Source organism: Luteimonas sp. MC1750, assembly GCF_016615955.1.
Taxonomy (GTDB): Bacteria; Pseudomonadota; Gammaproteobacteria; order Xanthomonadales; family Xanthomonadaceae; genus Luteimonas.
In genome coordinates this window covers 1,662,178-1,687,628 of sequence record NZ_CP067113.1, presented here as the reverse complement: position 1 = coordinate 1,687,628, position 25,451 = coordinate 1,662,178, and the positions used below count along the sequence as shown (strand labels likewise).

The 25,451-nt window shown below is 70.2% G+C and carries 23 protein-coding genes and 1 pseudogene; 9 read left to right on the top strand and 15 right to left on the bottom strand.

Annotation, left to right across the window (positions count from 1 at the left end; genetic code table 11):
- Positions 1-184: 184 nt before the first annotated feature.
- From JGR68_RS07875 to JGR68_RS07855, 5 genes are all read left to right on the top strand, one after another.
- Positions 185-1,333 (top strand): acyl-CoA dehydrogenase family protein, encoded by a 1,149-nt coding sequence (locus JGR68_RS07875; RefSeq protein WP_199361980.1) that lies wholly within the window; start codon positions 185-187, stop codon positions 1,331-1,333.
- A 161-nt stretch (positions 1,334-1,494) separates the two neighbouring features.
- The gene (locus JGR68_RS07870) at positions 1,495-6,363 is read left to right on the top strand and encodes an NAD-glutamate dehydrogenase domain-containing protein (RefSeq protein WP_199361981.1); all 4,869 of its coding nucleotides are present in this window, start codon (positions 1,495-1,497) and stop codon (positions 6,361-6,363) included.
- Between the two features lie 78 nt (positions 6,364-6,441).
- Positions 6,442-7,227, top strand: a complete 786-nt coding sequence (locus JGR68_RS07865) for an NAD kinase (RefSeq protein WP_199361982.1) — start codon at positions 6,442-6,444, stop codon at positions 7,225-7,227.
- 42 nt (positions 7,228-7,269) lie between these two features.
- Entirely contained in the window at positions 7,270-8,178 is a 909-nt protein-coding gene (locus tag JGR68_RS07860; RefSeq protein ID WP_199361983.1) for a 5'-nucleotidase, read from the top strand.
- A 319-nt stretch (positions 8,179-8,497) separates the two neighbouring features.
- Positions 8,498-9,946 carry an NAD(P)/FAD-dependent oxidoreductase gene (locus tag JGR68_RS07855; protein ID WP_199361984.1) on the top strand — a complete coding sequence of 483 codons (1,449 nt, stop codon included), beginning with the start codon at positions 8,498-8,500 and terminating at the stop codon, positions 9,944-9,946.
- Here JGR68_RS07855 and JGR68_RS07850 read toward each other — a convergent pair whose 3' ends face one another.
- From JGR68_RS07850 to asnS, 15 genes and pseudogenes are all read right to left on the bottom strand, one after another.
- Complete coding sequence (locus JGR68_RS07850) at positions 9,947-10,555, bottom strand: DUF2939 domain-containing protein (RefSeq protein WP_199361985.1); 609 nt, start codon at positions 10,553-10,555, stop codon at positions 9,947-9,949.
- Between the two features lies 1 nt (position 10,556).
- On the bottom strand, positions 10,557-11,243 hold the full coding sequence (locus JGR68_RS07845; protein ID WP_199361986.1) for a DUF2461 domain-containing protein: 687 nt from the start codon (positions 11,241-11,243) through the stop codon (positions 10,557-10,559).
- Positions 11,244-11,311: 68 nt separating this feature from the next.
- A pseudogene (sbcB, locus tag JGR68_RS07840) lies at positions 11,312-12,748 on the bottom strand (exodeoxyribonuclease I); the annotation flags it as partial.
- A 64-nt stretch (positions 12,749-12,812) separates the two neighbouring features.
- Positions 12,813-14,156: an NAD(P)/FAD-dependent oxidoreductase gene (locus JGR68_RS07835; RefSeq protein WP_199362256.1), complete on the bottom strand. Its 1,344-nt coding sequence runs from the start codon at positions 14,154-14,156 to the stop codon at positions 12,813-12,815.
- 62 nt (positions 14,157-14,218) lie between these two features.
- Entirely contained in the window at positions 14,219-15,511 is a 1,293-nt protein-coding gene (gene kynU / locus JGR68_RS07830; protein WP_199361988.1) for a kynureninase, read from the bottom strand.
- Between the two features lie 151 nt (positions 15,512-15,662).
- Positions 15,663-16,688 (bottom strand): amidohydrolase family protein, encoded by a 1,026-nt coding sequence (locus tag JGR68_RS07825; RefSeq protein WP_199361989.1) that lies wholly within the window; start codon positions 16,686-16,688, stop codon positions 15,663-15,665.
- A gap of 1 nt (position 16,689) precedes the next feature.
- The gene (locus tag JGR68_RS07820) at positions 16,690-17,238 is read right to left on the bottom strand and encodes a 3-hydroxyanthranilate 3,4-dioxygenase (RefSeq protein WP_199361990.1); all 549 of its coding nucleotides are present in this window, start codon (positions 17,236-17,238) and stop codon (positions 16,690-16,692) included.
- A gap of 20 nt (positions 17,239-17,258) precedes the next feature.
- On the bottom strand, positions 17,259-17,696 hold the full coding sequence (locus JGR68_RS07815; protein ID WP_234446463.1) for a RidA family protein: 438 nt from the start codon (positions 17,694-17,696) through the stop codon (positions 17,259-17,261).
- Between the two features lies 1 nt (position 17,697).
- Entirely contained in the window at positions 17,698-18,360 is a 663-nt protein-coding gene (gene can / locus JGR68_RS07810; protein WP_199361992.1) for a carbonate dehydratase, read from the bottom strand.
- A 34-nt stretch (positions 18,361-18,394) separates the two neighbouring features.
- Positions 18,395-19,819, bottom strand: coding sequence for an aldehyde dehydrogenase (locus JGR68_RS07805; protein ID WP_199361993.1), 1,425 nt, complete (start codon positions 19,817-19,819; stop codon positions 18,395-18,397).
- Between the two features lie 9 nt (positions 19,820-19,828).
- A complete protein-coding gene (gene nei, locus JGR68_RS07800) occupies positions 19,829-20,662 on the bottom strand; it encodes an endonuclease VIII (RefSeq protein ID WP_199361994.1) in 834 nt (277 codons plus the stop codon).
- A 4-nt stretch (positions 20,663-20,666) separates the two neighbouring features.
- A complete protein-coding gene (locus JGR68_RS07795; protein WP_199361995.1) occupies positions 20,667-21,452 on the bottom strand; it encodes an SDR family oxidoreductase in 786 nt (261 codons plus the stop codon).
- Positions 21,453-21,488: 36 nt separating this feature from the next.
- On the bottom strand, positions 21,489-21,809 hold the full coding sequence (locus tag JGR68_RS07790; protein ID WP_199361996.1) for a hypothetical protein: 321 nt from the start codon (positions 21,807-21,809) through the stop codon (positions 21,489-21,491).
- The gene (locus JGR68_RS07785; RefSeq protein ID WP_199361997.1) at positions 21,806-22,111 is read right to left on the bottom strand and encodes a hypothetical protein; all 306 of its coding nucleotides are present in this window, start codon (positions 22,109-22,111) and stop codon (positions 21,806-21,808) included. Before JGR68_RS07785 ends, JGR68_RS07790 begins: the two co-directional genes overlap by 4 nt.
- Positions 22,112-22,115: 4 nt before the next feature.
- Positions 22,116-23,516 (bottom strand): asparagine--tRNA ligase, encoded by a 1,401-nt coding sequence (gene asnS / locus JGR68_RS07780; protein ID WP_199361998.1) that lies wholly within the window; start codon positions 23,514-23,516, stop codon positions 22,116-22,118.
- Between the two features lie 107 nt (positions 23,517-23,623).
- On the opposite strand from asnS, the gene JGR68_RS07775 reads away from it, so the two are divergent.
- The 4 genes from JGR68_RS07775 (at position 23,624) to rplI (ending at position 25,353) form a co-directional block, all read left to right on the top strand.
- Complete coding sequence (locus tag JGR68_RS07775) at positions 23,624-23,965, top strand: iron-sulfur cluster assembly accessory protein (RefSeq protein WP_199361999.1); 342 nt, start codon at positions 23,624-23,626, stop codon at positions 23,963-23,965.
- Between the two features lie 158 nt (positions 23,966-24,123).
- Positions 24,124-24,561: a 30S ribosomal protein S6 gene (gene rpsF / locus JGR68_RS07770; protein WP_199362000.1), complete on the top strand. Its 438-nt coding sequence runs from the start codon at positions 24,124-24,126 to the stop codon at positions 24,559-24,561.
- Between the two features lie 11 nt (positions 24,562-24,572).
- Positions 24,573-24,803: a 30S ribosomal protein S18 gene (gene rpsR, locus JGR68_RS07765; RefSeq protein ID WP_055247656.1), complete on the top strand. Its 231-nt coding sequence runs from the start codon at positions 24,573-24,575 to the stop codon at positions 24,801-24,803.
- A gap of 97 nt (positions 24,804-24,900) precedes the next feature.
- A complete protein-coding gene (gene rplI / locus JGR68_RS07760) occupies positions 24,901-25,353 on the top strand; it encodes a 50S ribosomal protein L9 (protein WP_199362001.1) in 453 nt (150 codons plus the stop codon).
- The last annotated feature ends 98 nt before the right edge of the window (positions 25,354-25,451 follow it).

Sequence of the window (25,451 nt, the reverse complement as noted above, 5' to 3'; positions counted from 1 at the left end):
TGATATATCTTCGCATCGCGATATAGCGATGCATTGTTCAACGCCGTCCGCGCCCGGTCAAGGCCGCGCGCGGCTGCCCGCGGCGCCCCGGCGCCCGCCGAGTGTCGATGCCGGACGGCGGGCAGGCTAGAATGGCGCTCTTGTTTTCAGGCCGTCGCAGGCGCGGCGCATACAGGAGCAGCGCGTGGATTTCAGCTTCACCGAAGAACAGTTGATGATCCAGGACGTGGCCCGCCGCATCGCGCAGGAGAAGATCGCGCCGAGCGCCGAGCACCACGACCGCACCGGCGAATTCCCGCTCGACAATATCCGCCTGCTGGGCGAGAACGGGCTGATGGGCATCGAGGTGCCGGCGGAGTACGGCGGCGCGGGCATGGATCCGGTGGCCTACGTGCTGGCCATGGTCGAGGTGGCTGCAGCCGACGCCGCGCATTCCACGATCATGTCGGTCAACAACTCGCTGTTCTGCAACGGCATCCTGACCCACGGCACCGAGGAGCAGAAGACGCTCTACGTCTCGGCCATCGCCGAGGGCCGCGAGATCGGCGCCTTCGCGCTGACCGAGCCGCAGTCCGGATCGGACGCCACCGCCATGCGCTGCCGCGCCGTCAGGCAGGCCGACGGCAGCTACGTCGTCAACGGCAAGAAGAGCTGGATCACCTCCGGCCCGGTGGCGAAGTACATCGTGCTGTTCGCCATGACCGACCCGGACAAGGGCGCGCGCGGCATCACCGCCTTCGCGATCGACACCACGCGCCAGGGCTTCGCCCGCGGCAAGACCGAGCCCAAGCTCGGGATCCGCGCCTCGGCCACCTGCGAGATCGAGTTCGACGGCTACGTGGTCAAGCCCGATGAAGTGCTGGGCAAGGAAGGCGAGGGCTTCAGGATCGCCATGGGCGTGCTCGACGCCGGTCGCATCGGCATCGCCTCCCAGGCCATCGGCATCGCCCGCGCGGCCTACGAGGCGACGCTCGAGTACGTCAGGGAGCGCAAGGCCTTTGGTGCGCCGATCGGCACCTTCCAGATGACCCAGGCCAAGATCGCCGACATGAAGTGCAAGCTCGACGCGGCCCTGCTGCTGACGCTGCGCGCGGCGTGGGTGAAGGGCCAGGGCCAGCGCTTCAGCAACGAGGCCGCGATCGCCAAGCTCGCCGCGTCCGAAGCGGCCATGTGGATCACCCACCAGGCGCTGCAGATCCACGGCGGAATGGGCTATTCGAAGGAAATGCCGATCGAACGCTATTTCCGCGATGCCAAGATCACCGAGATCTACGAGGGCACCAGCGAGATCCAGCGGCTGGTGATCGCCCGGCATGAGACCGGGCTGCGCTGACGCATCGACGACCGTGCAGCCCGTGCGCAAACCCTGCCATTGCCCGCGTCCCGTGCCGATCCCGATCCCGGGCCGCGGCGCGGCGGCGCGACGCCGTTCCTGACGAACCGACTCCCTTGGCCCGTGCCTGTGCGCGGGCCTCATTGCATCCGGATACCGACATGAGTACTGCATCGAAGAAGGCTCCTGCCCGCCCCGCAAAAGCCACCACCGGCGACCGCCGCGCGGCGGCGCGCGACAGCCGGTTGCTCGAACCCGTGCTGGCCGCCGTGCGCAAGCGCGCGGGCAAGTCCGGTGGCGACGACGCCGCCACCTTTGCCGCGGCCTTCTACCAGCGCATGGGCGAGGACGAGATCAGCCTCCACGAGGCTGACGGCTGGGCCGCGCTCTCGACCGACTTCCTCGCCTCGATCGGCAAGCGCAAGGCCGGCAGCGCCAGCGTGCGCCTGTTCAATCCGACCCTGGCCTCGCACGGCTGGGAGACCCAGCACACGGTGCTGCAGATCGCCAACGACGACATGCCGTTCCTCGTCGACTCGGTGACCATGGCGCTGTCCGAACTCGGGATCGGCGTGCACGTGCTCGGTCACCCGGTGGTGCAGCTCGGGCGCGACCGCGCCGGCAAGCTGACCGGCGTCGGCCAGGGCACGCCCGAATCGCTGATGCACCTGGAGATCGACCGCCAGACGCCCGAAGGCTGCGCGCGCGTCGAGGCCGCGGTGCGCGGCGTGCTCGAGGACGTGCGCCTGATCGTGGGCGACTGGCAGGCGATGCGCACGCGCATGGAAGAGGTCGCCGAGGGCCTGTCGGGCGCGGCGCTGCCGGTTTCCGAGGCCGAGCGCGCGGAAATCCAGGCCTTCCTGCGCTGGGCCGCCGACAACCACTTCACCTTCTTCGGCTACCGCGAGTACGAGGTGGTCAGGAAGGGCCGCGACGACGTGCTGCAGGCGGTCGAAGGCAGCGGCCTGGGCCTGCTGCGCTGCCGCGACGTCGGCAAGCCGCGCCTGCTCAGCACCGTGGGCGCGCAGCGCACCGAGCGCACCATCGAGCCGCTGATCCTGACCAAGACCAACGCGCGGTCCACCATCCACCGTCCCGGCTACATGGACTACATCGGCCTGCTCGGCTTCGACGCCAAGGGCACCCGCGCGGTCACCGAGAAGCGCTTCCTCGGGCTCTACACCTCGAGCGCCTACAACCGCCGTCCCTGGGACATCCCGATCGTGCGCGAGCGCTACGAGCAGGTGATGGGCTCCTCCGGCCTGGCCGACACCGGCCACAGCGGCAAGGCGCTCAAGCACATCCTCGAATCGCTGCCGCGCGACGAGCTGTTCCAGGCCTCCAGCGGCGAGCTGCAGCGCGTGGCCAGCGGCATCCTCGGCCTGCAGGAGCGCGTGCGCAGCCGCGTCTTCCTGCGCCGCGACCACTATGGCCGCTTCTACTCGGTGCTCGGCTACGTGCCGCGCGACCGCTACAACACCGAGGTCCGCCTGCGTGTCGAGGCGATGCTCAAGGAGGTCCTGGGCGCCGACCACGTCGACACCAATGTCACCCTGGGCGAATCGCCGCTGGCCCAGCTGCACATGCTGGTGCGCCCGCGCACCGGCGAGGCGGTCGAGGTCGACGAGGCCGCGCTGCAGGCGCGCCTGGCCGCGATCGTGCGCAACTGGCAGGACGACCTGCGCGAGGCCCTGATCGGAAGCGAGGGCGAGGCGCGCGGCCTGGCGCTGGCGTCCACCTGGGGGCGCGCGCTGCCGGCACCGTACATCGAACGCGCGACCCCGGCCGTGGCGGCCGGCGACGTCGCCCGGCTCGACGCGCTGACCGGGCCGGAGGACCTCCGCCTCAGCCTGCAGCGCGCCGTGCTGCACCGCCCGGGCGAGAGCGTGCTGCGCCTCAAGCTGTACCGGGCCGGCGGCGACATCGCGCTGTCGGAAGTGCTGCCGATGATGGAGAACATGGGCCTGCGGGTCATCGCCGAGCATCCGCACCGGCTCGAGGTCGCGGCGGCCGACGGCGGCGCGCCGCGCGTGGCCTATATCCAGGACTTCGAGGTCGAGGTGGCCGGCGGGGTCGAGCCCGATGCCGCCCGCTTCGAGGACGGCTTCGCCAGCATCTGGCGCGGCGACGCCGAGAACGACGGCTTCAACCGGCTGGTCGCGTCGGCCGGCCTGGGCTGGCGCCAGGTGTCGATGCTGCGCGCCTACTGCAAGTACCTGCTGCAGGTCGGCGTGCCGTTCTCGCAGGCCTACGTCGAGGAGACCCTGGTCCGCAATCCGAAGCTCGCGGCCAAGCTGGTCGAGCTGTTCGAGGCGCGCTTCGATCCCGCCGTGGCCGACAAGGCCCGCCGCGCCGCCATCGATGTCGCGCACGCCGGGATCCGCGAGCTGCTGGAGGGCGTGGCCAGCCTCGACGAGGACCGCATCGTGCGCAGCTACGTCGGCGTGATCGACGCGACGCTGCGCAACAACTATTACCAGCTCGACGGCGAGGGACGGCCGAAGGACTACATCGCCTTCAAGTTCGACTCGGCCCGCGTTCCCGACCTGCCCAAGCCGCGTCCCTACCGCGAGATCTTCGTCTGCGGTCCGCGCGTCGAGGGCACCCACCTGCGCTTCGGCCCGGTGGCGCGTGGCGGCCTGCGCTGGTCCGACCGCCGCGAGGACTTCCGCACCGAGGTGCTGGGCCTGGTCAAGGCGCAGATGGTGAAGAACACGGTGATCGTTCCGGTCGGCTCCAAGGGCGGCTTCATCGTCAAGCGTCCGCCGGTTGGCGGCGACCGCGACGCCCAGCAGGCCGAGGGCATCGCCTGCTACAGGCGCTTCATCAGCGGCCTGCTCGACCTGACCGACAACCTGACCGTCGACGGCGCCATCGTGCCGCCGAAGGACGTGGTGCGCCACGACGATCCGGATCCCTACATGGTGGTGGCGGCCGACAAGGGCACCGCGACCTTCTCCGACATCGCCAACGGCATCTCCCGCGAGTACGGCTACTGGCTCGACGATGCCTTCGCCTCGGGCGGCTCGGTCGGCTATGACCACAAGGGCATGGGCATCACCGCGCGCGGCGCCTGGGAGTCGGTCAAGCGCCACTTCCGCGCGATGGGCATCGACTGCCAGAAGCAGGACTTCACCGCGGTCGGCATCGGCGACATGTCCGGCGACGTGTTCGGCAACGGCATGCTGCTGTCGAAGCACATCCGCCTGGTGGCGGCCATGGACCACCGCCACATCTTCGTCGACCCCGATCCGGACGCGGCGATCTCGTACCGGGAGCGCCAGCGGCTGTTCCAGGTGCCGCGCTCGAGCTGGGACGACTACGACAAGTCGCTCATCAGCCAGGGCGGCGGCGTGTTCGCGCGCAGCCTGAAGTCGATCCCGGTGTCCCCGGAGATGCGCGAGGCCCTGGGTCTTGCCGACGGCACCACCGCGATGAGCCCGAACGAGCTGATGTCGGCGGTGCTGAAGGCGCCGGTCGACCTGCTGTGGAACGGCGGCATCGGCACCTACGTCAAGGGCGCGGGCGAAACCCACGCCGACGTGGGTGACCGCGCCAACAACGCCATCCGCGTCAACGGCGGCGAGCTGCGCTGCCGCATCGTGGGCGAGGGCGGCAACCTGGGCATGACCCAGTGCGGCCGCATCGAGGCCGCGCAGGCCGGCGTCCTGCTCAACACCGACTTCATCGACAACTCCGCCGGCGTGGACACCTCCGACCACGAGGTGAACATCAAGATCCTGCTCAACGCGCAGGTGCAGGCCGGCAAGCTGAAGCTCGCCGACCGCAATGCGCTGCTCAAGGCGATGACCGACGAGGTCGCCGGCCTGGTGCTCAACGACAACTACCGCCAGAACCAGGCGATCAGCCTGATGGAGCGGATGAGCGTGTCGCGGCTGGGCTCCAAGCAGCACTTCATCCAGACCCTGGAATCGCAGGGCCTGCTCGACCGCCAGATCGAGTACCTGCCCAGCGACGCCGAGCTCGCCGAGCGCAAGGCGCGCGAGCAGGGCCTGACGCGTCCGGAGCTGGCCGTGCTGCTGTCGTACTCGAAGCTGGTCGCGTTCGAGCAGCTGCTCAACTCGGACATACCCGAGGATCCCTACCTGTCGCGCGAGCTGCAGCGCTACTTCCCGCAGCCGCTGCAGGCGAAGTACGCCAAGGCGATGGAGCAGCACCGGCTGAAGCGCGAGATCATCGCCACCGCGGTGACCAACTCGACCATCAACCGCATGGGCGCGACCTTCCTGCTGCGCATGCAGGAAGACAGCGGGCGCACGCCGGCCGAGGTGGCCAAGGCGTTCACGGTCACCCGCGAGACCATCGAGGCGCGCACGCTGTGGGCGCAGATCGATGCGCTCGACGGCAAGGTGCACGAGTCGGTGCAGATCGACGCCCTGCAGGTGATCTGGGCGCTGCAGCGCTCCTTCACCCGCTGGCTGCTGGCGCGTCCCGGCGCGCTGCCGACCATCACCAGCGCGGTGGAGCGTTACCACGACGGCTTCCAGGCGATCTATGCCGGCGAGGACATCCTGACCGCTGCGCAGCGCCCCGCCTACGAGCAGTCGCTCGTCGACTGGCGCGCCAAGGGCGTGCCGGACGGGCTGGCCAGCCAGCTGGCGGCCCTGCCGTACCTCGAGGCCAGCCCCGACATCATCGAGCTGGCGCGCGAGCGCAAGCGCAAGCCGGTCGAGGTGGCGCGGGTGTACTTCCGCCTGGCCGACGCGCTCAACCTGCCGTGGCTGGTGCGCCAGATCGACCAGCTCGCGGTCGACGGGCGCTGGCATGCGGTCGCCCGCGGGGCGCTGCGTGACGAGCTCGCCGCGCAGCAGCGCGCCCTGGTCGGGCAGGTGCTGTCGATGCCGGGTCGCGACGCGGACGCCAAGGTGGCGCAGTGGATCGGTCGCGACGATGCCGCGCTGCGCTTCACCCTCGGCATGCTGGCCGAGCTCGCCGCGCAGACCACGCTGGACTACCCGACCGCCTCGGTCGCGGTGCGGCGCCTGGCGCAGCTCGCCAGCGCGGGCTGAGCCAGCGGCCCGCCCTCCCTCCGCGCCGCGGGGGAGGGCGGGGCTTTACCGGCCAGGGGCCCGCGGTATGCTGCGGGCATGACCGGATCGCCGCGCATCGCCTTCCTCGCCAGTCCCGCCGCCGACGCGCAGGCCGCGCTGGCCCGCTTCACCGCCCGCCACGGCCAGTGCGCCCCGGACGCGTCCGACATCATCTGCGCCCTGGGCGGCGACGGGTTCATGCTGCAGACGCTGCATCGCCACGGTGCGCTGGGCAAGCCGGTCTACGGGCTCAAGCTCGGAACCGTCGGCTTCCTGATGAACCATTACCAGGGCGAGGCCGGCAGCGTGCCGGACCTGATGTCGCGGCTGGAAGGGGCCGAGCCGGCCGTGCTGCGGCCGCTGGAGATGGTGGCGGCCACCGAATCCGGCGCCAGCGTCGGATCGCTCGCCTACAACGAAGTGTCGCTGCTGCGCCAGACGCGCCAGGCGGCGCATGTCTCGATCGAACTCAACGGCCAGGTGCGGCTTGACGAGCTGGTCTGCGACGGCGTGATGCTGGCCACGCCCGCGGGCAGCACCGCGTACAACTATTCCGCGCACGGTCCGATCCTGCCGCTGGGCAGCAGCGTCGTGGCGCTCACCCCGATCGCCGCGTTCCGCCCGCGGCGCTGGCGCGGCGCGCTGCTGAAGGCCGACACGGTGGTGCGCTTCCGCGTGCTCGATCCCTACAAGCGGCCGGTGAGCGCGACGGCCGATTCGCACGAGGTGCGCGACGTGGTCGAGGTGACCATCCAGGAGTCGCGAGACCGCACGGTGACCCTGCTGTTCGACCCGGAGCACAACCTGGAAGAACGCATCCTCAGCGAGCAGTTCGAGACCTGAGGCGTCTCGCCCCCTGCGACCGGCATCACGCATACTCGCGCCATGCCATCCGACGTCCTTCCGCCGCTGATCGTCGCCATCTCGTCCAGGGCGCTGTTCGACCTCGAGGACAGCCACGCGCTGTTCGAGCGCGACGGCATCGAGGCCTATGCCGAACACCAGCGCATCAACGAGGACGAGATCCTCGAGCCGGGCATCGCCTTCCCGCTGGTGCGCAAGCTGCTCGCGCTCAACGAGGGTGCGTCGCCCGAGGCGCCGCGGGTGGAAGTCATCCTGCTGTCGCGCAACTCGGCCGACACCGGCCTGCGCATCTTCAACGCCATCCAGCACCACGGCCTGGCCATCTCGCGCGCGACCTTCACTTCGGGCGAGCCGACCTGGCCCTACATCCGCCCCTTCGGCGCCCAGCTGTTCCTGTCGGCCAACCCGGAGTCGGTGCGCGCCGCGCTGGTGAACGGCGTGGCGGCCGCGACCATCCTGCCGGCCAAGGCGCCGGCGCACCGGCATGACCAGCTGCGCATCGCCTTCGACGGCGACGCGGTGATCTTCGGCGACGAGGGCGAGCGGGTCTCGCGCGAGTCCGGCATCGAGGCCTTCCACCGCCACGAGATCGAGCGGGCGCGCGAGCCGCTGTCCGGAGGGCCGTTCCGCGGCTTCCTCGACGCGCTGCACCACCTGCAGGCGGCCTATCCGCCCGGCGAGGCCTCGCCGATCCGCACCGCGCTGGTGACCGCGCGCTCGGCGCCTGCGCACGAGCGGGTGATCCGCACCCTCCGCGAGTGGGGCGTGCGCCTGGACGAGGCGCTGTTCCTGGGCGGGCGCGCGAAGGGGCCCTTCCTCGACGTCTTCGGCGCCGACATCTTCTTCGACGATTCGCAGCACAACATCGACTCGGCGCGCCAGCACGTGACCACCGGCCACGTGCCCCACGGAGTGTCGAACCCGGTCTGAGGCCGAGCGCCCGGGTCCGTGTTAATATTCGCCGGCGTTCTGCGAAATTTGCCGCGAATCACTTCGTTTTGACGAAGTTCGCGCGCTGCCGCTGCCACCAGGCAGGGCCCGTGGACGTCCATGCCCGGGTTTGGCAGGAACGGAGCCAGGCTCCGGTCGGCAGTCCGACACCACTTCCAGCAATCCATCGGGCGGCCCGCCGCAGGCGGGCTTCCGTGCGCCCGCCGGCCCTCGCGTCGACCCCCGGCTGGCGCGTCCGCGCTTATGCGCCTGGCGACGACCCTCCGGGGTGCGCGCCACGAACAGGAGACCCGAATCCATGACCCAACGCATCGCCGTCCTCGGCGCCGGCCCCAGCGGCCTGGCCCAGCTTCGTGCCTTTGACGCCGCCCGCCGCGCCGGCGCCGACGTCCCCGAGATCGTCTGCTTCGAGAAGCAGTCCGACCTCGGCGGGATGTGGAACTACACCTGGCGCACCGGCCTGGACCAGCACGGCGAGCCGGTGCACGCCAGCATGTACCGCTACCTCTGGTCGAACGGACCCAAGGAGTGCCTGGAGTTCGCCGACTACAGCTTCGAGGAGCATTTCGGTCGCCCGATCGCCTCGTATCCGCCGCGGCCCGTGCTGCGCGACTACATCATGGGCCGGATCGAGCGCAGCAACCTGCGCCACCAGATCCGTTTCAACACCGCGGTGCATTCGGTCGAGTACAGCGAGGACACCGGCAAGTTCACCGTGACCGTGCGCGAGCTCGAGGACGACCGCATGGTGAGCGAGGAGTTCGACTGGGTGGTGGTCGCGACCGGCCATTTCTCCACGCCCAACGCGCCCGCCTTCGAAGGCCTGTCGCAGTTCCCCGGCCGCGTGCTGCACGCGCATGACTTCCGCGACGCCTGCGAGTTCACCGGCAAGGACCTGCTGCTGGTGGGCAGCAGCTATTCGGCCGAGGACATCGGCACCCAGTGCCACAAGTACGGCGCGAAGTCGGTGACCTTCAGCTACCGCAGCGCACCGATGGGCTACGACTGGCCGGAGGCCTTCAGCGAGCGTCCGCTGCTGCTGCGCGTGGAGGGCAACACCGCGCACTTCGCCGACGGCAGCTGCCAGGAGGTGGACGCGATCATCCTGTGCACCGGCTACCAGCACCACTTCCCGTTCCTGCCCGACGGGCTGACCCTGCGCACCAGCAACCGCCTGTATCCGCAGGAGCTGTACAAGGGCGTGTTCTGGATCGACAACCCGAAGCTCGTCTACCTGGGCATGCAGGACCAGTACTACACCTTCAACATGTTCGACGCGCAGGCCTGGTTCGCGCGCGACGTGATCCTGGGCCGCACCGCGCTGCCAGGGACCGACGCCATGCGCGCCGACAGCGAGGCCTGGTTCGCGCGCGAGAACGCCTGCGCCGGCAGTGACGACGACATCGACTTCCAGGCCGCCTACGTGCGCGACCTGGTCGATCGCAGCGACTATCCCGAGTTCGCGATCGAAGAGGTGGCGGGCATGCTCAAGCAGTGGCAGCGCGACAAGAAGGCCGGGATCCTCGACTATCGCGACCGGAGCTACCGCTCGACGATCACCGGGACTCTTGCGCCACGGCACCACACCCGCTGGATGGAGGCGATGGACGATTCGCTGGACGCCTTCCTGCGCAAGGACGCGCAGCCCGGGACCGTGCCGGTGGAAGCCGCCGGAGGTCCGGCCTTGCGCGTGCAGCCGGCGCCCACGCGCGCTACAGCCCCCGCGCCGGAGCCCGAGCTGGCCTGATCAGGGCAGGGTGGCCCCCGGCGCATCGGCCGGGGGCAGGCGGATCTCGGACAGACGCCAGCGCAGGCCCTGGCGCGTCAGCACCAGCGTGAGTGCACTGCCGTCATCGAGCGTCACGATGGCCGAGCTGCGGGAGAGCGATTCATAACGCAGGCGTGGCGCTGTTGCAGATGCGGCCGCTGCGTCGGCCCGTGCGCTGCCTGTGGCGCCGGTGCCGGTAACTGCGCGCGAACGCGGCGGCTCGTTGCTGGCGCGCTCCCAGACTTTGCGGCCTTCCATCAGTGCGGCCAGGCCGGTGGGCGTGACCATGGCGTCGACCAGCCCGCCCGCCAGCCCGGTGGCCACGGTCAGCCCGAAGGCCGCGAACGGTCCCGTCTGCGCCTCTACGCCGGCGGCGCGGACGATGCGGTCCTGCACCTGCGGCTTGAGGCTGGCGCGCAGCGCGGGAAAGTCGACGTACCGCGCCAGTGCGCGGGCGTCGCCGGCGTCCACCGCCTGGCGGATGCCGGCCACCGCCCGCCAGGGCCCGCTGGCGGTCCAGGCAAGCAGCGCAAGCAGCACCGCCGCCACGATCCAGCCGGCGAGCCTGAGCCTGCGGGTATCGGTCATCTCAGAACTCCAGGTCGAGTGCCGCGCACAGATAGTCGACGAAGGGCGCGAGGTCGCGCAGGTCCTTCGCCAGCACCTGGCGCAGTCGCGGGCCGGTGACCGTGTCGTCGTCCAGCGGACGCCAGGCGACGAAGCTGCGGTGGCGCAGGTCGTCGATGAAGGCGAAGTCGGCCGGGAAGCCGCGCGGCGGGCGCACCAGCCGGTCCTCGTCGTCGAGCGTGTAGCGGCGGCGGAACGCGGGCGCGTGCGCGGCGGCCTGCCAGCCGGCGGGGTTGTCGACGATGAACTGGCGGATGGTGCGCAGGTTCGGTGATTCGGGGCGCCAGATGCCGGCGCCGACGAAGCAGCCGCCGGGCTGGATGTGCAGGTAGTACAGCGGCGTCGCCAGCTCCTGCCGGCGCGCGTGGAACAGCCGCGCGCCCTGCCAGGTCTTGTACGGGCTCTTGTCGTTGGCGAAGCGGGTATCGCGCTGGATCCGGTAGAGCGAGCCGCCGACGGCGCGCGGGTCCGCGCGGAACTGGAGGCTGACGGCCGCGAGGTCGGGCTGGAGGTCGGTGATGAGCCGCTGCAGCGGGTCGCGCACGTGCGCGTCGTACTCGTGCTTGTGCGCGTGGAACCAGGCGCGCTCGTTGTGACGCGCCAGCGCGCGCAGGAAGCGGAAGGTGTGGGGGGTGAAGTAGCTGGTCATGGCGTCGCGTTTGCGTGGTCGGGGCCATCGGCTCCAGCAGTGCCGGCGGTCGCGTCGCCGCCCGTGGGCAGGCCGGCCGCGAGCTCGCGACCCCACCGCTCCAGGCGGTCGAGCAGGGCCCGGCGCCCGGCGTCGCCCGTCGTCTCCGCGCGCAGCCGCGCGATATCGGCGAAGTAGGCTTCGAAGGTGCATTCGGACAGTCCGGCGTCGGCATGCAGACGTTGGCGGCGATAGTCGTCCCAGCGCGCGCGGTCCGCGGCGTCGAGCGTATCGGGCCAGTTGCGGGCGCGGTAGCGGAACAGCAATTCGCCAAGTCGCGGATCCTGGAAACCGAAATCGCCCGCGCCGAGCTGCCCGGGCGGGGTCGCACGCACCCGGGCCATGCGCGCCTTGTCGCCGTCGCCGATGAAGCCGTCGTAGAGCGCGGCGTCGACGTCGGGCCGTGCGCGCGCGTCCTGGTCGCGGGCGAAGACGCGGCGGACCTTTTCCGCGAGGATCGGGCCGTGCGCGCGGATGCGCTCGGCGCGCGCCTCGGCCACCGCGCGGTCGATGCCCATGCGTTCGAAATCGGCCGGCCTGAGGTGGTTCCACTGCACCAGCGCGGGGCACCGGTTGGTGTGCACTTCCTTCAGCGGAACCCGCGACACGCCCGGCGGCAGGTCGGCCGCACGTACGTACAGCCGCGCGGCGATCGCCTCCGGCGAGAGCGACAGCAGCTCGTCGGGCTCGCTGTCCAGGTCGTAGACGATCACCCGGCTGGCGATCTGCGGATGCACCGCCACCGGCACCACCGCCGCCGCGCACATGCGCGCGGCCGGATAGCGCTGCGATACGTGCAGGACGGGCGTCATCGCGATCGGATCGAGCAGCCCGGCCACGTGGCGCTTGCCGCGCAGCGCCAGCGCGTACTGCCACAGGCGCGGCTGGGCGGTGCGGAACAGGCGCGCCAGGCCGATCAGCGCGCGCACGTCCGACAGCGCCTCATGGGCATCGCCGATGCGCACGCCGTTGGCTTCGGCCAGGTGCTCGAGGCGGAAGGACGTGGCGCCGTCCTCGCGCAGCGGCCATTGCAGCCCCTCGGGCCGCAGCGCGTGGGCCAGGCGCATGACGTCGAGCAGGTCCCAGCGGCAGTTGCCGTTGCGCCATTCGCGCTCGTAGGGATCGTGGAAGTTGCGGAACAGCCCGTGGCGGACGAACTCGTCGTCGAAGCGCAGCGAGTTGTAGCCGAGCGTGCAGGTGCCCGGTCGCGACATCTCCTCGGCGATGCGGGTGAAAGCCTCGGCCTCGGTGAGCCCCGCAAGCGCGTCCTGTGGCGCCAGGCCGGTGACCATGGACGCGCCCGGGGAGGGCAGCAGGTCGTCGGCCGGGCGCACGAGGAATTCGATCGGCTCGCCCAGCTCGCGCAGCTCGGTATCGGTGCGAATCGCGGCAAACTGCGCGATGCGCGTGCGCCGCGGATCCGTGCCCCAGGTCTCGAGGTCGTAGAACAGGAAACTGTCGGTCACGGGTGCGTGATCCGAACGCGAAAGCGATCGCGGCTGTAGCCGCTCCTACAGAACAGGTGCGCGCTCATGGGCCGGCGTCCAGCGGCGCCAGCGCCTGCTCGATCGCGCCGTCCAGCGCGGGAATGTCGATCCCGGCCAGCGAGGCGCGGCCGCGGGTCGCGTCCTCGAGGATCCGCCGCTGGATTTCGCTGCGCTCGAGCGCGAGCGAGTAGGGGATGCGCATGAAGGTCACCATCGCGTAGTGCGGGATGAAGCGCGTCGGGTGGCGCGCCTGCAGCGCCAGCTCGAGCTCGCGCTGCAGCAGGAAGCCCGGATCGTCGACCAGGTCGCGCATCTCGATGTAGTTGTCGAGCGCCATCTTCTGGATGGCGGTCGCATCGGGCATGCGCTGGGCCTCGAAGGCGGCGTAGGCCGTGGCCAGGTCGGGCGTCGCGTCGAGGTGCCCCGCCAGCGCCACGCAGTCCTCGAAGGCGCAGTTCATGCCCTGGCCGTGGAAGGGCACCATCGCGTGGGCGGCATCGCCGATCAGCACCGCGTCGCCGCCAAGGTGCCAGCGGTCCAGGTACAGCGTGCCCAGCGTGCCGATCGGGTTGGCCTCGAAGTCGTGCACGAGCTCGGGGATGAGCGGCAGCGCATCGGCGAAATCGCGCTCGAACAGCGCGAGCGCGGCCGCGGCATCCGGCACGGTCTCGAAGCTCGGGTCGCCGTCGCCCTGGTCCTCGAGCGCCATGAACAGGGTCACGGTGAAGGTGCGCTCGTCGTTGGGCAGCGCGATGCACATGTAGCGGCCGCGCGGCCAGATGTGCAGCGCGTTGGGCTCGATGCGAAAGCCGCCGTCCGCGGCCGGCGGGATCTCCAGCTCCTTGTAGCCGTGTCCGAGCCACTCGGTGCGTTCGCCAAGCCCGGTCCGTGCATGCATCTGCGCGCGCAGGCTGGAGCCAGCACCGTCGCAGCCGATGAGCGTGCTGAAGCCGACCCGGTGCAGTTCGCCGCCGCCGCGGTAGAAGGCACGCTTTGCCGGAAAGTCCACCGCCTCGAGGCGACGGTCGAAATGGATCGTCGCACCGGCCGCCTCGGCGGCGTTGATCAGGGTCACGTTGAGTTCGCCGCGGCTCACCGACCAGATCACCTCGCGGTCGTCGCGGCCATAGCGCTGCAGCTGCGGCGTGCCCGCGCGCGGATGCACCATGCGGCCGCGCATCATCACCGCCTGCGCCAGCACGTCGCGGTCGGCGTCCGCCGCGCGCAGCGCGTGCAGGCCACGCTCGGCCAGGGCCAGGTTGATCGAGCGCCCGCCGGCGAAGCCGTGCAGCCGCGGGTCGCCGCGGCTTTCGTAGACCTCGACCGTCCAGCCGCGCTGCGCGAGCAGGGTGGCCATCAGCGCGCCCGCCAGGCCTGCGCCGATGATGGTCGCTTCGCGATCGCCGGTGGCGCCGGTGGCCGCGGTTGCGCGGGGGGAGGCGGTGCCGGTCACGCCCGGCCCTCGCGCCAGGCTTCGGTGGCGCGCACGAAACGCAGCACGTCGGCGTGGCTGTTGTACATCGGCACCGGCGAGATGCGGATCACGTCGGGCTCGCGCCAGTCCCCGAGCACGCCCTGCGCCGACAGCGATTCGAACAGCGAGCGTCCGGCCTCGCGCCCGCTCAGGCCGCGCCCCTCGAGCACGCGCAGCGACAGCTGTGCTCCGCGTTGCGCCGGATCACGCGGCGTGGCGATGCGCAGCGTGCCCGCCAGGCGCTGCCCGATGAGGGTCTCGAGATAGCCCGTGAGCGAGCGCGACTTCGCGCGCAGCGTCTCCATGCCCACGCGGTCGAACAGCTCCAGCGAGGCGCGCAGCGGTGCCAGCCCGAGGATCGGCGGATTGCTCATCTGCCAGCCGTCGGCGCCCGGCGTGGGCTCGAACTCGGGTGCCATGCGGAAGCGCGTCGCCTCGTCGTGCCCCCACCAGCCGGCGAACCGGGGACGATCGGTGCGCGCATGGCGCGCGTGCACGAAGCATCCCCCGACCGCACCGGGCCCGGCGTTGAGGTATTTGTAGTGGCACCACACCGCGAAGTCGGGGCCATCGTCGTGCAGGCGCAGCGCGAGGTTGCCCGCGGCGTGCGCCAGGTCGAAGCCCACCAGCGCGCCGGCGGCGTGCGCGAGCCGCGTGATCTCCCCGATGTCGAAGGCCTGCCCGCTGCGGTACTGCACGCCGGGCCACAGCACCAGCGCCAGGCGCGGCCCGTGCTCTTCGATCGCGCGCGCGATGGCCTCCATCGAGAACGTGCCCTCGGGCAGGTCGGGCTGCAGCTCGATCAGGTCGGTGGCCGGATCGAAGCCATGGAAGCGCAGCTGCGACTCCAGCGCGTAGCGGTCCGACGGAAACGCGCCGGCTTCCATCAGGATCGCCGGCCGTTCGCGCGTCGGACGGTAGAAGCTCACCAGCATGAAGTGCAGGTTGGCGGTCAGCGAGTTCATCGCCACCACCTCCGCAGGCTCCGCTCCCATCACCCGCGCCAGCGGATCGCGCAGCAGCGCGTGGTAGGGCATCCACTGCGTGGTCCCTGTGAAGTGCGCTTCCACCGCCTCGGCCGCCCACTTGTCGAGCACGTCCTCCACGTGCGCCCGCGCCGCCTTCGGCTGGAGCCCCAGCGAGTTGCCGACGAAGTACGCCTGCTCGCCGTCGCCGTGGCGCGGGACGTGGAACTCGGCGCGTATCCCGCGCAGCGGATCGGCGTCGTCAAGGGTTGCAGCGTGCCGGTCGGTGTACAGGTCTGTCATGGAAGAAGCCTTTGCCACGGATTTGCGCGGATGCGCACGGATTTACACGGATGGAGCCAGAGAACCAGATGGGGAGAGTGCCCTTGAATCTGCTTTCGCGTGATCCGCGTGAATTCGTGCGCATGCGCGTAGATCCGTGGCAGAAAGCTCCTCACGTAAACCTTGACATCGGCAGGCCCAGCCATTCCAGCGCAGTGCCGTGGTAGAGGCGGGCCTGGGCGGCGGGGTCGAGGTGGAGGGCGTCGATGCCGGCGCCGGGGTGCTGCTCGCCGAGCGGGAAGGGGTAGTCGGTGCCGAGCATCACGCGGTCGACCCCGCAGGTGTCGAGCAGGTACTGCAGGGCGCGGTCGTCGGCCACCCAGGAGTCGAAGTAGAGGCGCGACAGGTACTCGCGCGGGTTGCGCGGGTTGTCGGTGGCCACCAGGTCCGGGCGCATGTTGAAGCCGTGCTCGATGCGGCCGATGGTGTAGGGGAAGCTGCCGCCGCCGTGCGCCATGCAGATCTTCAGCTTCGGCAGGCGTTCCAGCACGCCGCCGAAGACCAGCGAGCAGGCCGCGCGCGACTGCTCAGCCGGCATGCCCACCAACCACGGCAGCCAGTACTTCGGCATGGTGGCGGTGCCCATCATGTCCCAGGGATGCACCAGGATCGCGGCCCCCAGGTCGGCGGCGGCCTCGAAGAACGGGAACAGTTCCGGCGCGTCCAGGTTCCAGTGGATGTCGGGCGAGACCTGCACGTGCGAGCCGATCTGCACGCCCTGCAGGCCGAGCTGGTCCATGCAGCGCTCGAGTTCCTGCACCGCCAGCCGCGGCGACTGCAGCGGCACGGTGCCGATGCCGGCGTAGTGGCGCGGATGCGCGCGGCATGTTTCGGCCATGTGGTCGTTGAGCGCCTGGTGCAGCTCCAGCGCCTGGTGCGGCCGGGCCCAGTAGCTGAACATCACCGGCACCGTGCTGATCACCTGCACCTGGACGCCGAAGCGCGCGTAGTCGTCGATGCGTTCCTGCGCGTCCCAGGTCTTGGACCAGATCTCGCGGAAGAAGCGCCCGTCCTTGTAGATGCGGTGGCGGCCGTCCTCGGTGTGGTGGATCACCGGGAAGCGCTCGTCGCCGTACTTGCGCGCGAGGTCGGGCCAGTCGCGCGGCAGGTAGTGGGCGTGGATGTCGATCTTCAGCATGTCAGGTGATGTCGGCCTGCGAGTCGGCCTGCATCTCGTAGCGCGTCGGCCGCGGGTTGAGGTGGCCGCAGGCCTTGCAGGTGCGCAGGCCTTCATCGCGGTAGAAGGTTTCGAAGACGCGGAAGAAGTCCTGCTCGATGTCTTCGAGGTGGAAGAACTCCTCGTAGAGCTTCGCGTTGCACTGCACGCAGAACCACATCAGGCCGTCGTCCTCGTGCGCCAGGCGCCGGCGTTCGATCACCAGCCCGATCGAGCCTTCGGCGCGCTGCGGGGAGTGGGGCACGCGCGGCGGCAGCAGGAAGGTCTCGCCGGCGCGGATCGGGACGTCGCGTACCTGGCCCTCGTCCTGGATGCGCAGCACCATCTCGCCCTCGAGCTGGTAGAACCATTCAGGCCCTTCCTCGAAGTGGTAGTCGGTGCGGGCGTTGGGTCCGCCGACCACCATCACGATGAACTCGCCGTCGTAGATGCACTTGTTGCCGACGGGTGGCTTGAGCAGGTGGCGGTTGTCGTCGATCCATTTCTGGAAGTTCAGCGGGGCGGGAATCATGGTCGGTCTCCGGTGGAGGCTCAGGCGCGCGCCGCCGGCAGCGCGGCAACGCACTTCAGCTCGATCGCGATCGGCGTCGGCAGCGCGGTGATGCCGAGCGTGGTCCGGCACGGGGCGGTGGCCGGGTCCGGGAAGTGCTCCGCCCACACCGCGTTGTAGGCCTTGAAGTCGCGCGCCATGTCGGTGAGATAGACGGTCACGTCCACCAGGTCCTCCCAGCGCGCGCCGCTGGCCTCGAGCACGGCGCGGACGTTGGCGAACACCGCGCGCGCCTGCGCGGCGATGTCGTAGCTGCGCACGCGGCCATCCGCGAAATAGACGTTGCCGGGGATCGCATCGCTGGCCGGGTCGCGCGGCCCGATGCCCGACAGGAACAGCAGGTCGCCCACGCGCCGCGCATGCGGATAGGCACCGACCGGCTTGGGTGCGGTGTCGGCCTGGACCGCGGTGCTAGCCACGTCAGCGGTCCTCGCGGTCTTCGCTGATGCGCTGCAGCGCAGGCTCGTACTGCTCGGGCAGCGCGTTCGGGCAATCGATCGACAGTCCGAGGTCATGCACCCGGCCGTCGCGCAGCGAGTAGACCCAGGCGTGCACGGCGAGCTGCTGCCCGCGCGCCCAGGCTTCGCGCACCACCGTGGTCTCGCAGACGTTGATCATCTGCTCCAAGGCGTTGAGCTCGCACAGGCGATCGTGGCGGATCTCGTCGCTGTCGAGCGCCTCGATGATCGCGCGGTGCTTGTGCTTCACGTCCTTGACGTGGCGGATCCAGTTGTCGGCCAGGCCCACGCGCTGGCTGGTGAGCGCGGCGCCCACGCCGCCACAGCCGTAGTGCCCGACGACCAGGATGTGCTCGACCTTGAGCACGTCGATCGCGTACTGGATCACCGACAGGCAGTTGAGGTCGGTGTGCACCACGACATTGGCGATGTTGCGGTGGACGAAGACCTCGCCCGGGTTCATGTCGATGATCTGGTTGGCCGGCACGCGCGAGTCGGAGCAGCCGATCCACAGGTATCTGGGGTGCTGCAACCCGGACAGGCGGCTGAAGAAGCCGGGATCCTCGGCGCGGGCGCGCTCGGCCCAGATGCGGTTGCGTTCGAGGAGGTCGTGCATTCGGTACATGGGGGTTCCGTGTGGTGCGAAAGGGGGTGCGGGCTCAGGTCGCGATGCAGACGTTGCGCGGCTCGGTGAAGAAGCGCATCGCCTCCAGTCCGCCCTCGCGACCCAGGCCGGACTGGCCCATGCCGCCGAAGGGCGTGCGCAGGTCGCGCAGCAGCCAGGTATTGATCCAGACGATGCCGCAGCGCAGCTGCGCGCCAAAGCGGTGGGCGCGGGCGAGGTCGCGCGTCCACACCGAAGCGGCCAGGCCATGGTCGCCGGCGTTGGCCAGCACCAGCGCGTGGTCGTCGTCGTCGAAGGGCTGCAGCGTGGCGACCGGCCCGAAGATCTCCTCGCGGTTGCTGGCGCAATCCGGCCCCAGGCCCTCGATCACCGTGGGCGGCACGAACCAGCCCGGACGCTCGAGCGCGCTGCCGCCGCAGAGCACCGTGCCGCCCTCGTCGCGCGCCCGCGCGATCGCCGCCACGACCTTGTCGAAGTGCGCCTGCGAGACCAGCGGGCCGAGGTTGGCATCGCTGTCCATGGGATCGCCCGGGCGCAGGGTCAGCGCGGCCTGGACGAAGGCGTCGCGGAATTCCACGTACACCTTGCGCTCGACCAGGATGCGCGAGCCGCACAGGCAGATCTGCCCGCTGTTCTGGAAGGCCGAGCGGACGAGGATGCCGAGCTGGTCGCGCCAGTCGCTGTCGGCGAAGACCAGGGTCGGATTCTTGCCGCCCAGCTCCAGCGAGACCTTCTTCAGCAGCGGCCCGGCAATGCCGGCGATGCGCTGGCCCACCGCGGTGCTGCCGGTGAACGAGATCGCGCGCACGTCGTCGTGGCGCACCAGGGCCTCGCCAACGTCCGGCCCGCTGCCGTGCACCACGTTGAGCACGCCTTGCGGCAGGCCGGCCTCCAGCGCCAGCTGGCCGAACAGGGTGGCGGTCGCGGGCGTCACTTCCGACGGCTTCGCGACCACGGTATTGCCTGCCGCGAGCGCTGGCGCGAGCTTCCAGGTGAACAGGTACAGCGGCAGGTTCCAGGGCGAGATGGTGCCGACAACCCCCAGCGGCTGGCGCAGGGTGTAGTTGAGGCCGGCTTCGCCGTGGTGCGATTCGCTGCTGAACTGGGTGGCCGCGTGGGCGAAGAAGCGCAGGTTGGACACCGCGCGCGGGATTTCCGCGTCGCGCGCCAGCGCATAGGGCTTGCCGCCGTCACGGGCCTCGGCGTGGGCGAAGTCCTCCGCCCGCGCCTCCAGGGCGTCGGCGAGGCGCTCCAGGTGGCGGGCACGCTCGCTGTTGCGCAGGCCCGACCAGGCGGGGAAGGCCGCGCCCGCCGCCGCGACCGCCGCGTCGATGTCGGCGGCATCGCCATCCGCGACCTCGGCATAGGGGCGGCCCAGGGCCGGGTCGCACACCTCGCGCCAGCGACTGCTGGCGGCGTCGCGCGTCCCGCTGCCGATGACGTGTGCGTAGCGTCGCATCCCGCAAGCTTACCCGCGCCGGACCGGGCCGTCAGGCTGGCAGGCCGGGCAGAGGTAGAGCCGGCGCGATCCGACGCTCATGCGCTCGATCGCGGTGCCGCAGGCGGGGCAGGGCTGGCCGCCGCGCCCGAAGACCTGGAAGCGGAAGGCGTCCGGCGTGTCGGTGAGGTAGTCATCGCGCATGCGGTCGGCGGGTGCGATGCCGCGGGTGGCGTAGCTCAGGCGGGGGATGGCGAGCAGCGCCCGTGCGAGGCGTGCCGTCGCTTCCGGCTCCAGGTCCTTCGGCCGCCGCTCCGGCCGCAGCCCCGCGCTGAACAGCACCTCCGAGCGCAGGTAGTTGCCCATGCCCGCAAGGAAGCCCTGGTCGAGCAGCAGGCTGCCGAGTGCTCGGCCGCGGTAGGGCGCGGACCGCAGCCGCGCGGCAACGGCGGTCGCGTCCAGAGCGGTATCGAGCACGTCGGGTCCAAGGCCCTGCAGGAACGGATGCGATTCGACTTCGTCGCTGCGCCACATCGACACATCCGATGCGGAGTACAGCAGGATCGCGCCGCGCGGGGTCTCGAAGGCAACGCGCAGCGACCGCTGCGTCTCCGGCTGCTCACCCGGCGCGGCCACTTTCCAGACGCCGTACAGCTGGTTGTGGCTGTACATCGTCCAGTCGTGGTCGAAGCGGATCAGCATCGCCTTGCCGCGCGAGGTGATCGATTCGATGCGGCGGCCGACCAGGCCGGCTTCGAAGCGCTTCAGTGCGGTGAATGCGAACCAGGCGCGGACCAGCGGCTCGCCCGCCACCGCCTCGGCAAGGCGGTCGGCGGCGCGGCGGATCTCCGGGCCTTCGGGCACGGCCTCAGATCGAGGCCATGCGCCCGCCGTCGACCGCGAGGCTGACGCCGTTGACGTAGGACCCGGCCGGCGAGCACAGGAAGGCGATCACGCCGCCGGTCTCGTCGGCGGTGGCGAAGCGTCGGGCCGGGATCGCGGCCTCCATCTCGCGGCGGATGTCGTCTTCGCTGCGGCCTTCCTTCTTCGCACGGTCGCCGATGATCTGGCGGATGCGCCCGGTCTCGGTGAAGCCGGGCAGCACGTTGTTGACCGTGATGCCCTCGGGCGCCAGTTCGCGCGACAGCGTCTTGGCCCATGAGGCCACCGCGCCGCGGATGGTGTTTGACACGCCCAGTCCGACGATCGGTTCCCGCACCGAGGTCGAGACCACGTTGACCACGCGGCCCCAGCGCGCTTCACGCATGCCCGGCAGCACAGCCTGCAGCAGCACCTGGTTGGCGAGCAGGTGGCGGCGGAAGGCGGCTTCGAAGGCGTCCAGCGGCGCGTCGGCCGCGGGCCCACCGGGCGGCCCGCCGGTGTTGTTGACCAGGATGTGCACGGGGCGCCGCGCGACCACGGAGGCCACGGCCTTGGCCAGGCCGTCGGTGTCTGCGCTGTCGGCCGCCACGAGGGCGTGCTCGCGGCCCGCACCACTCGCCAGCGTCGACACCACCTCGCGTAGCGCATCCTCGCGGCGGGAGAGCACCGTGACGCTGGCGCCCAGCGCGGCCAGTTCAATCGCGGTGGCGCGACCGATGCCTTCGGACGCACCGCAGACCAGTGCGTGGCGTCCGGTGAGGTCGAGGTCCATGGCTGTCTCCTTGCTGGTCTGGGGCGGGAGCCCCGGTCAGGCGTTGCCGCCGAAGGTCTGGATCATGCCGGCCTGCAGCACGCCCTCATCGTCGCCTTGTGGCGGCGTGAGCTCGCCGGGGAGGAAGCCGCGCTCGGCGGCATCGGCGTCGTCGAGGCCGTCGAAGGCCACGTATTCGGCATCCATCAGCATGGCGCGCGCGGTGTCCTCGCTGTCGTAGCCCAGGGTGTTGCCGTCGCTGTCGAGCACCTCGGCGGTGCCGCCCTCGCGCACGCGCAACCGGGCCCAGATGACCATGCGTCCAAGCGTGGCCAGCCACCATTCGTCACGCTGGCGACCGTCGTCGAAACCGGTCATGACAGCGCCACCGACCAGAGCCACAGGATCGCGGCGCCGGACAGCCCGAAGATCACCGTCGACAGCGCCACGCGGGCCGGCGTCGCCAGGCCGGTGAACGCAGGATCGCGGGTCTCGCGGTAGCCGCCGGACAGCAGCCACCACATCACCCGCGGCTTGAGGAACGCGCCTTCACCCAGGCGCTCGCGCACGGCGGGATGGAGGTCGCGCAGCTGCACCAGCGACAGCGGCCAGAAGATGATGTACGCGCTCGCACCGGCGATGGCGACGCCGACGAAACACAGGGCGAAGAACAGCAGCACGGCCTCAGTACTCCGCCGTGCCGGGCGCGCGCGGGTAGGGGATGGCGTCGCGGATGTTGGACAGCCCGCAGATGTAGACGATCAGGCGCTCGAAGCCGAGGCCGAAGCCGGCGTGCGGCACCGTGCCGTAGCGGCGGAAGTCGCGGTACCAGCCATAGAGCTCGCGATCGAGGCCGAACTGGTCCATGCGCGCGTCGAGCACGTCGAGCCGCTCCTCGCGCTGCGAGCCGCCGATGATCTCGCCGATGCCCGGGGCCAGCACGTCCATCGCGGCGACGGTCCTGCCGTCGTCGTTGAGGCGCATGTAGAAGGCCTTGATGTGCTCGGGATAGTTGGTCACCACCACCGGCCGGCCGACGTGCTGCTCGGTCAGCCAGCGCTCGTGCTCGGTCTGCAGGTCCAGGCCCCATTCCACCGGGAAGTCGAACCTGTGGCCGGACTTCTGCAGCAGTTCCACCGCATCGGTGTACTCGATGCGCTCGAACGGTGCGTTGATGAACGACTCCAGCCGCGTGATCGCGTCCTTCTGCACGCGCTCGGCGATGAAGGCCATGTCGTCGCCGCGCTCGTCGAGCACCGCCTTGAACAGGTACTTGAGGAACTCCTCGGAGATGCGTGCGGTCTCGGCCAGGTCGGCGAAGGCGATCTCCGGCTCGATCATCCAGAACTCGGCCAGGTGGCGCGTGGTGTGACTGTTCTCGGCGCGGAAGGTCGGACCGAAGGTGTAGACCTTGCTCATCGCGAGCGCGAAGGCCTCGACGTTGAGCTGGCCCGAGACGGTGAGGAAGGTTTCCTTGCCGAAGAAGTCGCGGTCGAAGTCCACGCTGCCGTCCTTGTCGCGCGGCAGGTTGGCGAGATCGAGCGTGGACACGCGGAACATCTGGCCCGCGCCCTCGGCGTCGGAGGTGGTGATGATCGGCGTGTTGACCCAGTAGTAGCCGTTCTCGTGGAAATAGCGGTGCGCGGCCTGCGCCAGGCAGTGGCGGATGCGGGTGACCGCGCCGAACAGGTTGGTGCGCGGACGCAGGTGGGCGACCTCGCGCAGGAACTCGAGCGAATGCGCCTTGGGCTGGATCGGATAGGTTTCCGGATCCTCCACCCAGCCGACGACCTCGATCGACTCCGCCTGGATCTCGAAGCTCTGGCCCTGGCCCTGCGACGCCACCAGGGTGCCGGTGGCGATCACCGAACAGCCGGCGGTCAGGCGCTTCACCTCGGCCTCGTAGTTGGCAAGCGTGGACGGCGCGACCACCTGGATCGGCGCGAAGCACGAGCCATCGCTGACGTTGACGAAGCTCAGCCCGGCCTTGGAATCGCGCCGGGTGCGCACCCAGCCGCGGACCGTGACTTCGCCGCCGGCGGCGACCTTGCCCGCGAGCGCGTGTTCGACGCTGACAACCGTCATGCCTTGAATCCTTGAATGGAGGGACCGATACAGGGAGTGTGAGTTTACCGGACCCATCGCCGCGCGGATGCCGGATCCGCGCCGGCCCCACGGAGTAGAATGACGCCATGGCCATCACCCTTGCACCCGCCGCCCTCGAACGCGTGAAGGGCTACCTCGCATCCGCTCCCGCGGCCCTCGGCCTGCGCTTCGGCGTCAACCGCACCGGCTGCTCCGGCTGGGGCTATGCGGTCGATCTCGCACGCGACGAGCGCCCCGGCGACACGGTGTTCGAGCAGGACGGCGTGCGCATCTTCGTCGACGCCGACAGCCTGCCCCTGGTCGACGGAACCGAAATGGACTTCCTCAAGCAGGGCCTGAACGAGCAGTTCACCTTCAGCAACCCGAAGGCCGCCGCCGCCTGCGGCTGCGGCGAGAGCTTCACCACCGACGCCGACAAGGTCGCCTGAGCGCCGCGTCAACTTGCGCGGCCGTCGCGCCGCCTGCAATAATGTCCGGCTCCCGGTCCGCCGGGAGTCCCTTGCCCCACGGCGTCCTCCAGGGACCGTCCGGGGGCTGTCCCGGCCAGCGGCGTTCCGCCCGCGGCCGATATCCACGAGGAAACAACATGCGTCACTACGAGATCGTGTTCCTGGTCCATCCGGACCAGAGTGAACAGGTGCCGGCCATGGTCGAGCGCTACAAGACCCTGATCGAAGGTTCCGAAGGCAAGATCCACCGCCTGGAGGACTGGGGTCGTCGCCAGCTGGCGTATCCGATCGACAACCTGGTCAAGGCCCACTACGTGCTCATGAACATCGAGGCCGGCCAGTCCGTGCTCGACGAGCTGATCGAGGGCTTCCGCTTCAACGACGCCATCCTCCGCCACCTCGTGGTCCGCCGCGAAGAGGCCGATACCGAGCAGTCGCTGATCATGAAGAACAAGGACGAGAAGCCGGAGAAGCCCGACCGTCCGGAGCGTGGCGAGCGCCGCCGCCGTGACGACGAGGAAGGCGAGGGCGAGAAGCCCGCCGCCGACACCGACGACAACTCCGAAGCCGCCTGAGGATCACCGACATGTCCAAGTTCTTCCGCCGCCGCAAGTTCTGCAAGTTCACCGCCGAGGGCGTCAAGGAGATCGATTACAAGGATCTCAACACCCTGCGCCAGAACCTGACCGAGAACGGCAAGATCGTTCCCAGCCGCATCACCGGCACCAAGTCGAAGTACCAGCGCCAGCTCGCCACCGCCGTCAAGCGCGCGCGTTTCCTGGCCCTGATCCCGTACACCGACAACCACAACGTCTGATCCCGCGCCGCCCCAGGGCGGCCCGGCCACCGTCCATTCGGACAGCAACGGTTGCGGCGCGCGTGGGTGCGCCGCTAACGAATACGGAGTACACCCCATGGATCTGATCCTCCTGCAGAAGGTCGTCAACCTCGGCAACCTTGGCGACAAGGTCAGCGTGAAGCCCGGCTACGGCCGCAACTTCCTCGTGCCGCAGGGCAAGGCCGTCCCGGCCACCGCCGCCAACCTGGCCGGTTTCGAGACGCGCCGCGCCGAGTACGAGGCCAAGGCACAGTCGAGCCTGGACGAGGCCAACACGCGCGTCGCCGCGCTCGAAGGCGCCAGCGTCACCGTCTACGCCAATGCGTCGACCGAGGGCAAGCTGTACGGCTCGGTCGGTCCGCGCGACATCGCCGAGGCCCTGACCAAGGCCGGCACCCCGGTCGAGAAGTCCGAAGTGGTGATGGGCGAGGGCGCCTTCCGCACCGTCGGCGAGTACGAGGTCGTCGTGCACCTGCACGCCGACGTCGAGACCACCGTCAAGGTCGTGGTCGAACCCGAAGCCGCCTGAGCCATCACGGTCGGGACTGGAACGGGCGCCTCTCGGGGCGCCCGTTTCCGTTTCCGGCGTCCGCGGTCGCGGTTCCTGCGATACCCACCGGTTATCCA

What these genes read in the sequence shown, in the direction of transcription:
- asnS (WP_199361998.1), bottom strand. Translation starts at nt 23,516, where the DNA reads ATGACGGTTGTCAGCGTCGAACACGCGCTCGCGGGCAAGGTCGCCGCC.
- JGR68_RS07790 (WP_199361996.1), bottom strand. Translation starts at nt 21,809, where the DNA reads ATGACCGGTTTCGACGACGGTCGCCAGCGTGACGAATGGTGGCTGGCC.
- JGR68_RS07820 (WP_199361990.1), bottom strand. Translation starts at nt 17,238, where the DNA reads ATGATTCCCGCCCCGCTGAACTTCCAGAAATGGATCGACGACAACCGC.
- rplI (WP_199362001.1), top strand. Translation starts at nt 24,901, where the DNA reads ATGGATCTGATCCTCCTGCAGAAGGTCGTCAACCTCGGCAACCTTGGC.
- rpsR (WP_055247656.1), top strand. Translation starts at nt 24,573, where the DNA reads ATGTCCAAGTTCTTCCGCCGCCGCAAGTTCTGCAAGTTCACCGCCGAG.
- kynU (WP_199361988.1), bottom strand. Translation starts at nt 15,511, where the DNA reads ATGACAGACCTGTACACCGACCGGCACGCTGCAACCCTTGACGACGCC.
- JGR68_RS07805 (WP_199361993.1), bottom strand. Translation starts at nt 19,819, where the DNA reads ATGCGACGCTACGCACACGTCATCGGCAGCGGGACGCGCGACGCCGCC.
- JGR68_RS07870 (WP_199361981.1), top strand. Translation starts at nt 1,495, where the DNA reads ATGAGTACTGCATCGAAGAAGGCTCCTGCCCGCCCCGCAAAAGCCACC.
- rpsF (WP_199362000.1), top strand. Translation starts at nt 24,124, where the DNA reads ATGCGTCACTACGAGATCGTGTTCCTGGTCCATCCGGACCAGAGTGAA.
- JGR68_RS07845 (WP_199361986.1), bottom strand. Translation starts at nt 11,243, where the DNA reads ATGACCAGCTACTTCACCCCCCACACCTTCCGCTTCCTGCGCGCGCTG.
- JGR68_RS07775 (WP_199361999.1), top strand. Translation starts at nt 23,624, where the DNA reads ATGGCCATCACCCTTGCACCCGCCGCCCTCGAACGCGTGAAGGGCTAC.
- JGR68_RS07795 (WP_199361995.1), bottom strand. Translation starts at nt 21,452, where the DNA reads ATGGACCTCGACCTCACCGGACGCCACGCACTGGTCTGCGGTGCGTCC.
- JGR68_RS07860 (WP_199361983.1), top strand. Translation starts at nt 7,270, where the DNA reads ATGCCATCCGACGTCCTTCCGCCGCTGATCGTCGCCATCTCGTCCAGG.
- JGR68_RS07865 (WP_199361982.1), top strand. Translation starts at nt 6,442, where the DNA reads ATGACCGGATCGCCGCGCATCGCCTTCCTCGCCAGTCCCGCCGCCGAC.
- JGR68_RS07850 (WP_199361985.1), bottom strand. Translation starts at nt 10,555, where the DNA reads ATGACCGATACCCGCAGGCTCAGGCTCGCCGGCTGGATCGTGGCGGCG.
- JGR68_RS07855 (WP_199361984.1), top strand. Translation starts at nt 8,498, where the DNA reads ATGACCCAACGCATCGCCGTCCTCGGCGCCGGCCCCAGCGGCCTGGCC.
- can (WP_199361992.1), bottom strand. Translation starts at nt 18,360, where the DNA reads ATGTACCGAATGCACGACCTCCTCGAACGCAACCGCATCTGGGCCGAG.
- JGR68_RS07825 (WP_199361989.1), bottom strand. Translation starts at nt 16,688, where the DNA reads ATGCTGAAGATCGACATCCACGCCCACTACCTGCCGCGCGACTGGCCC.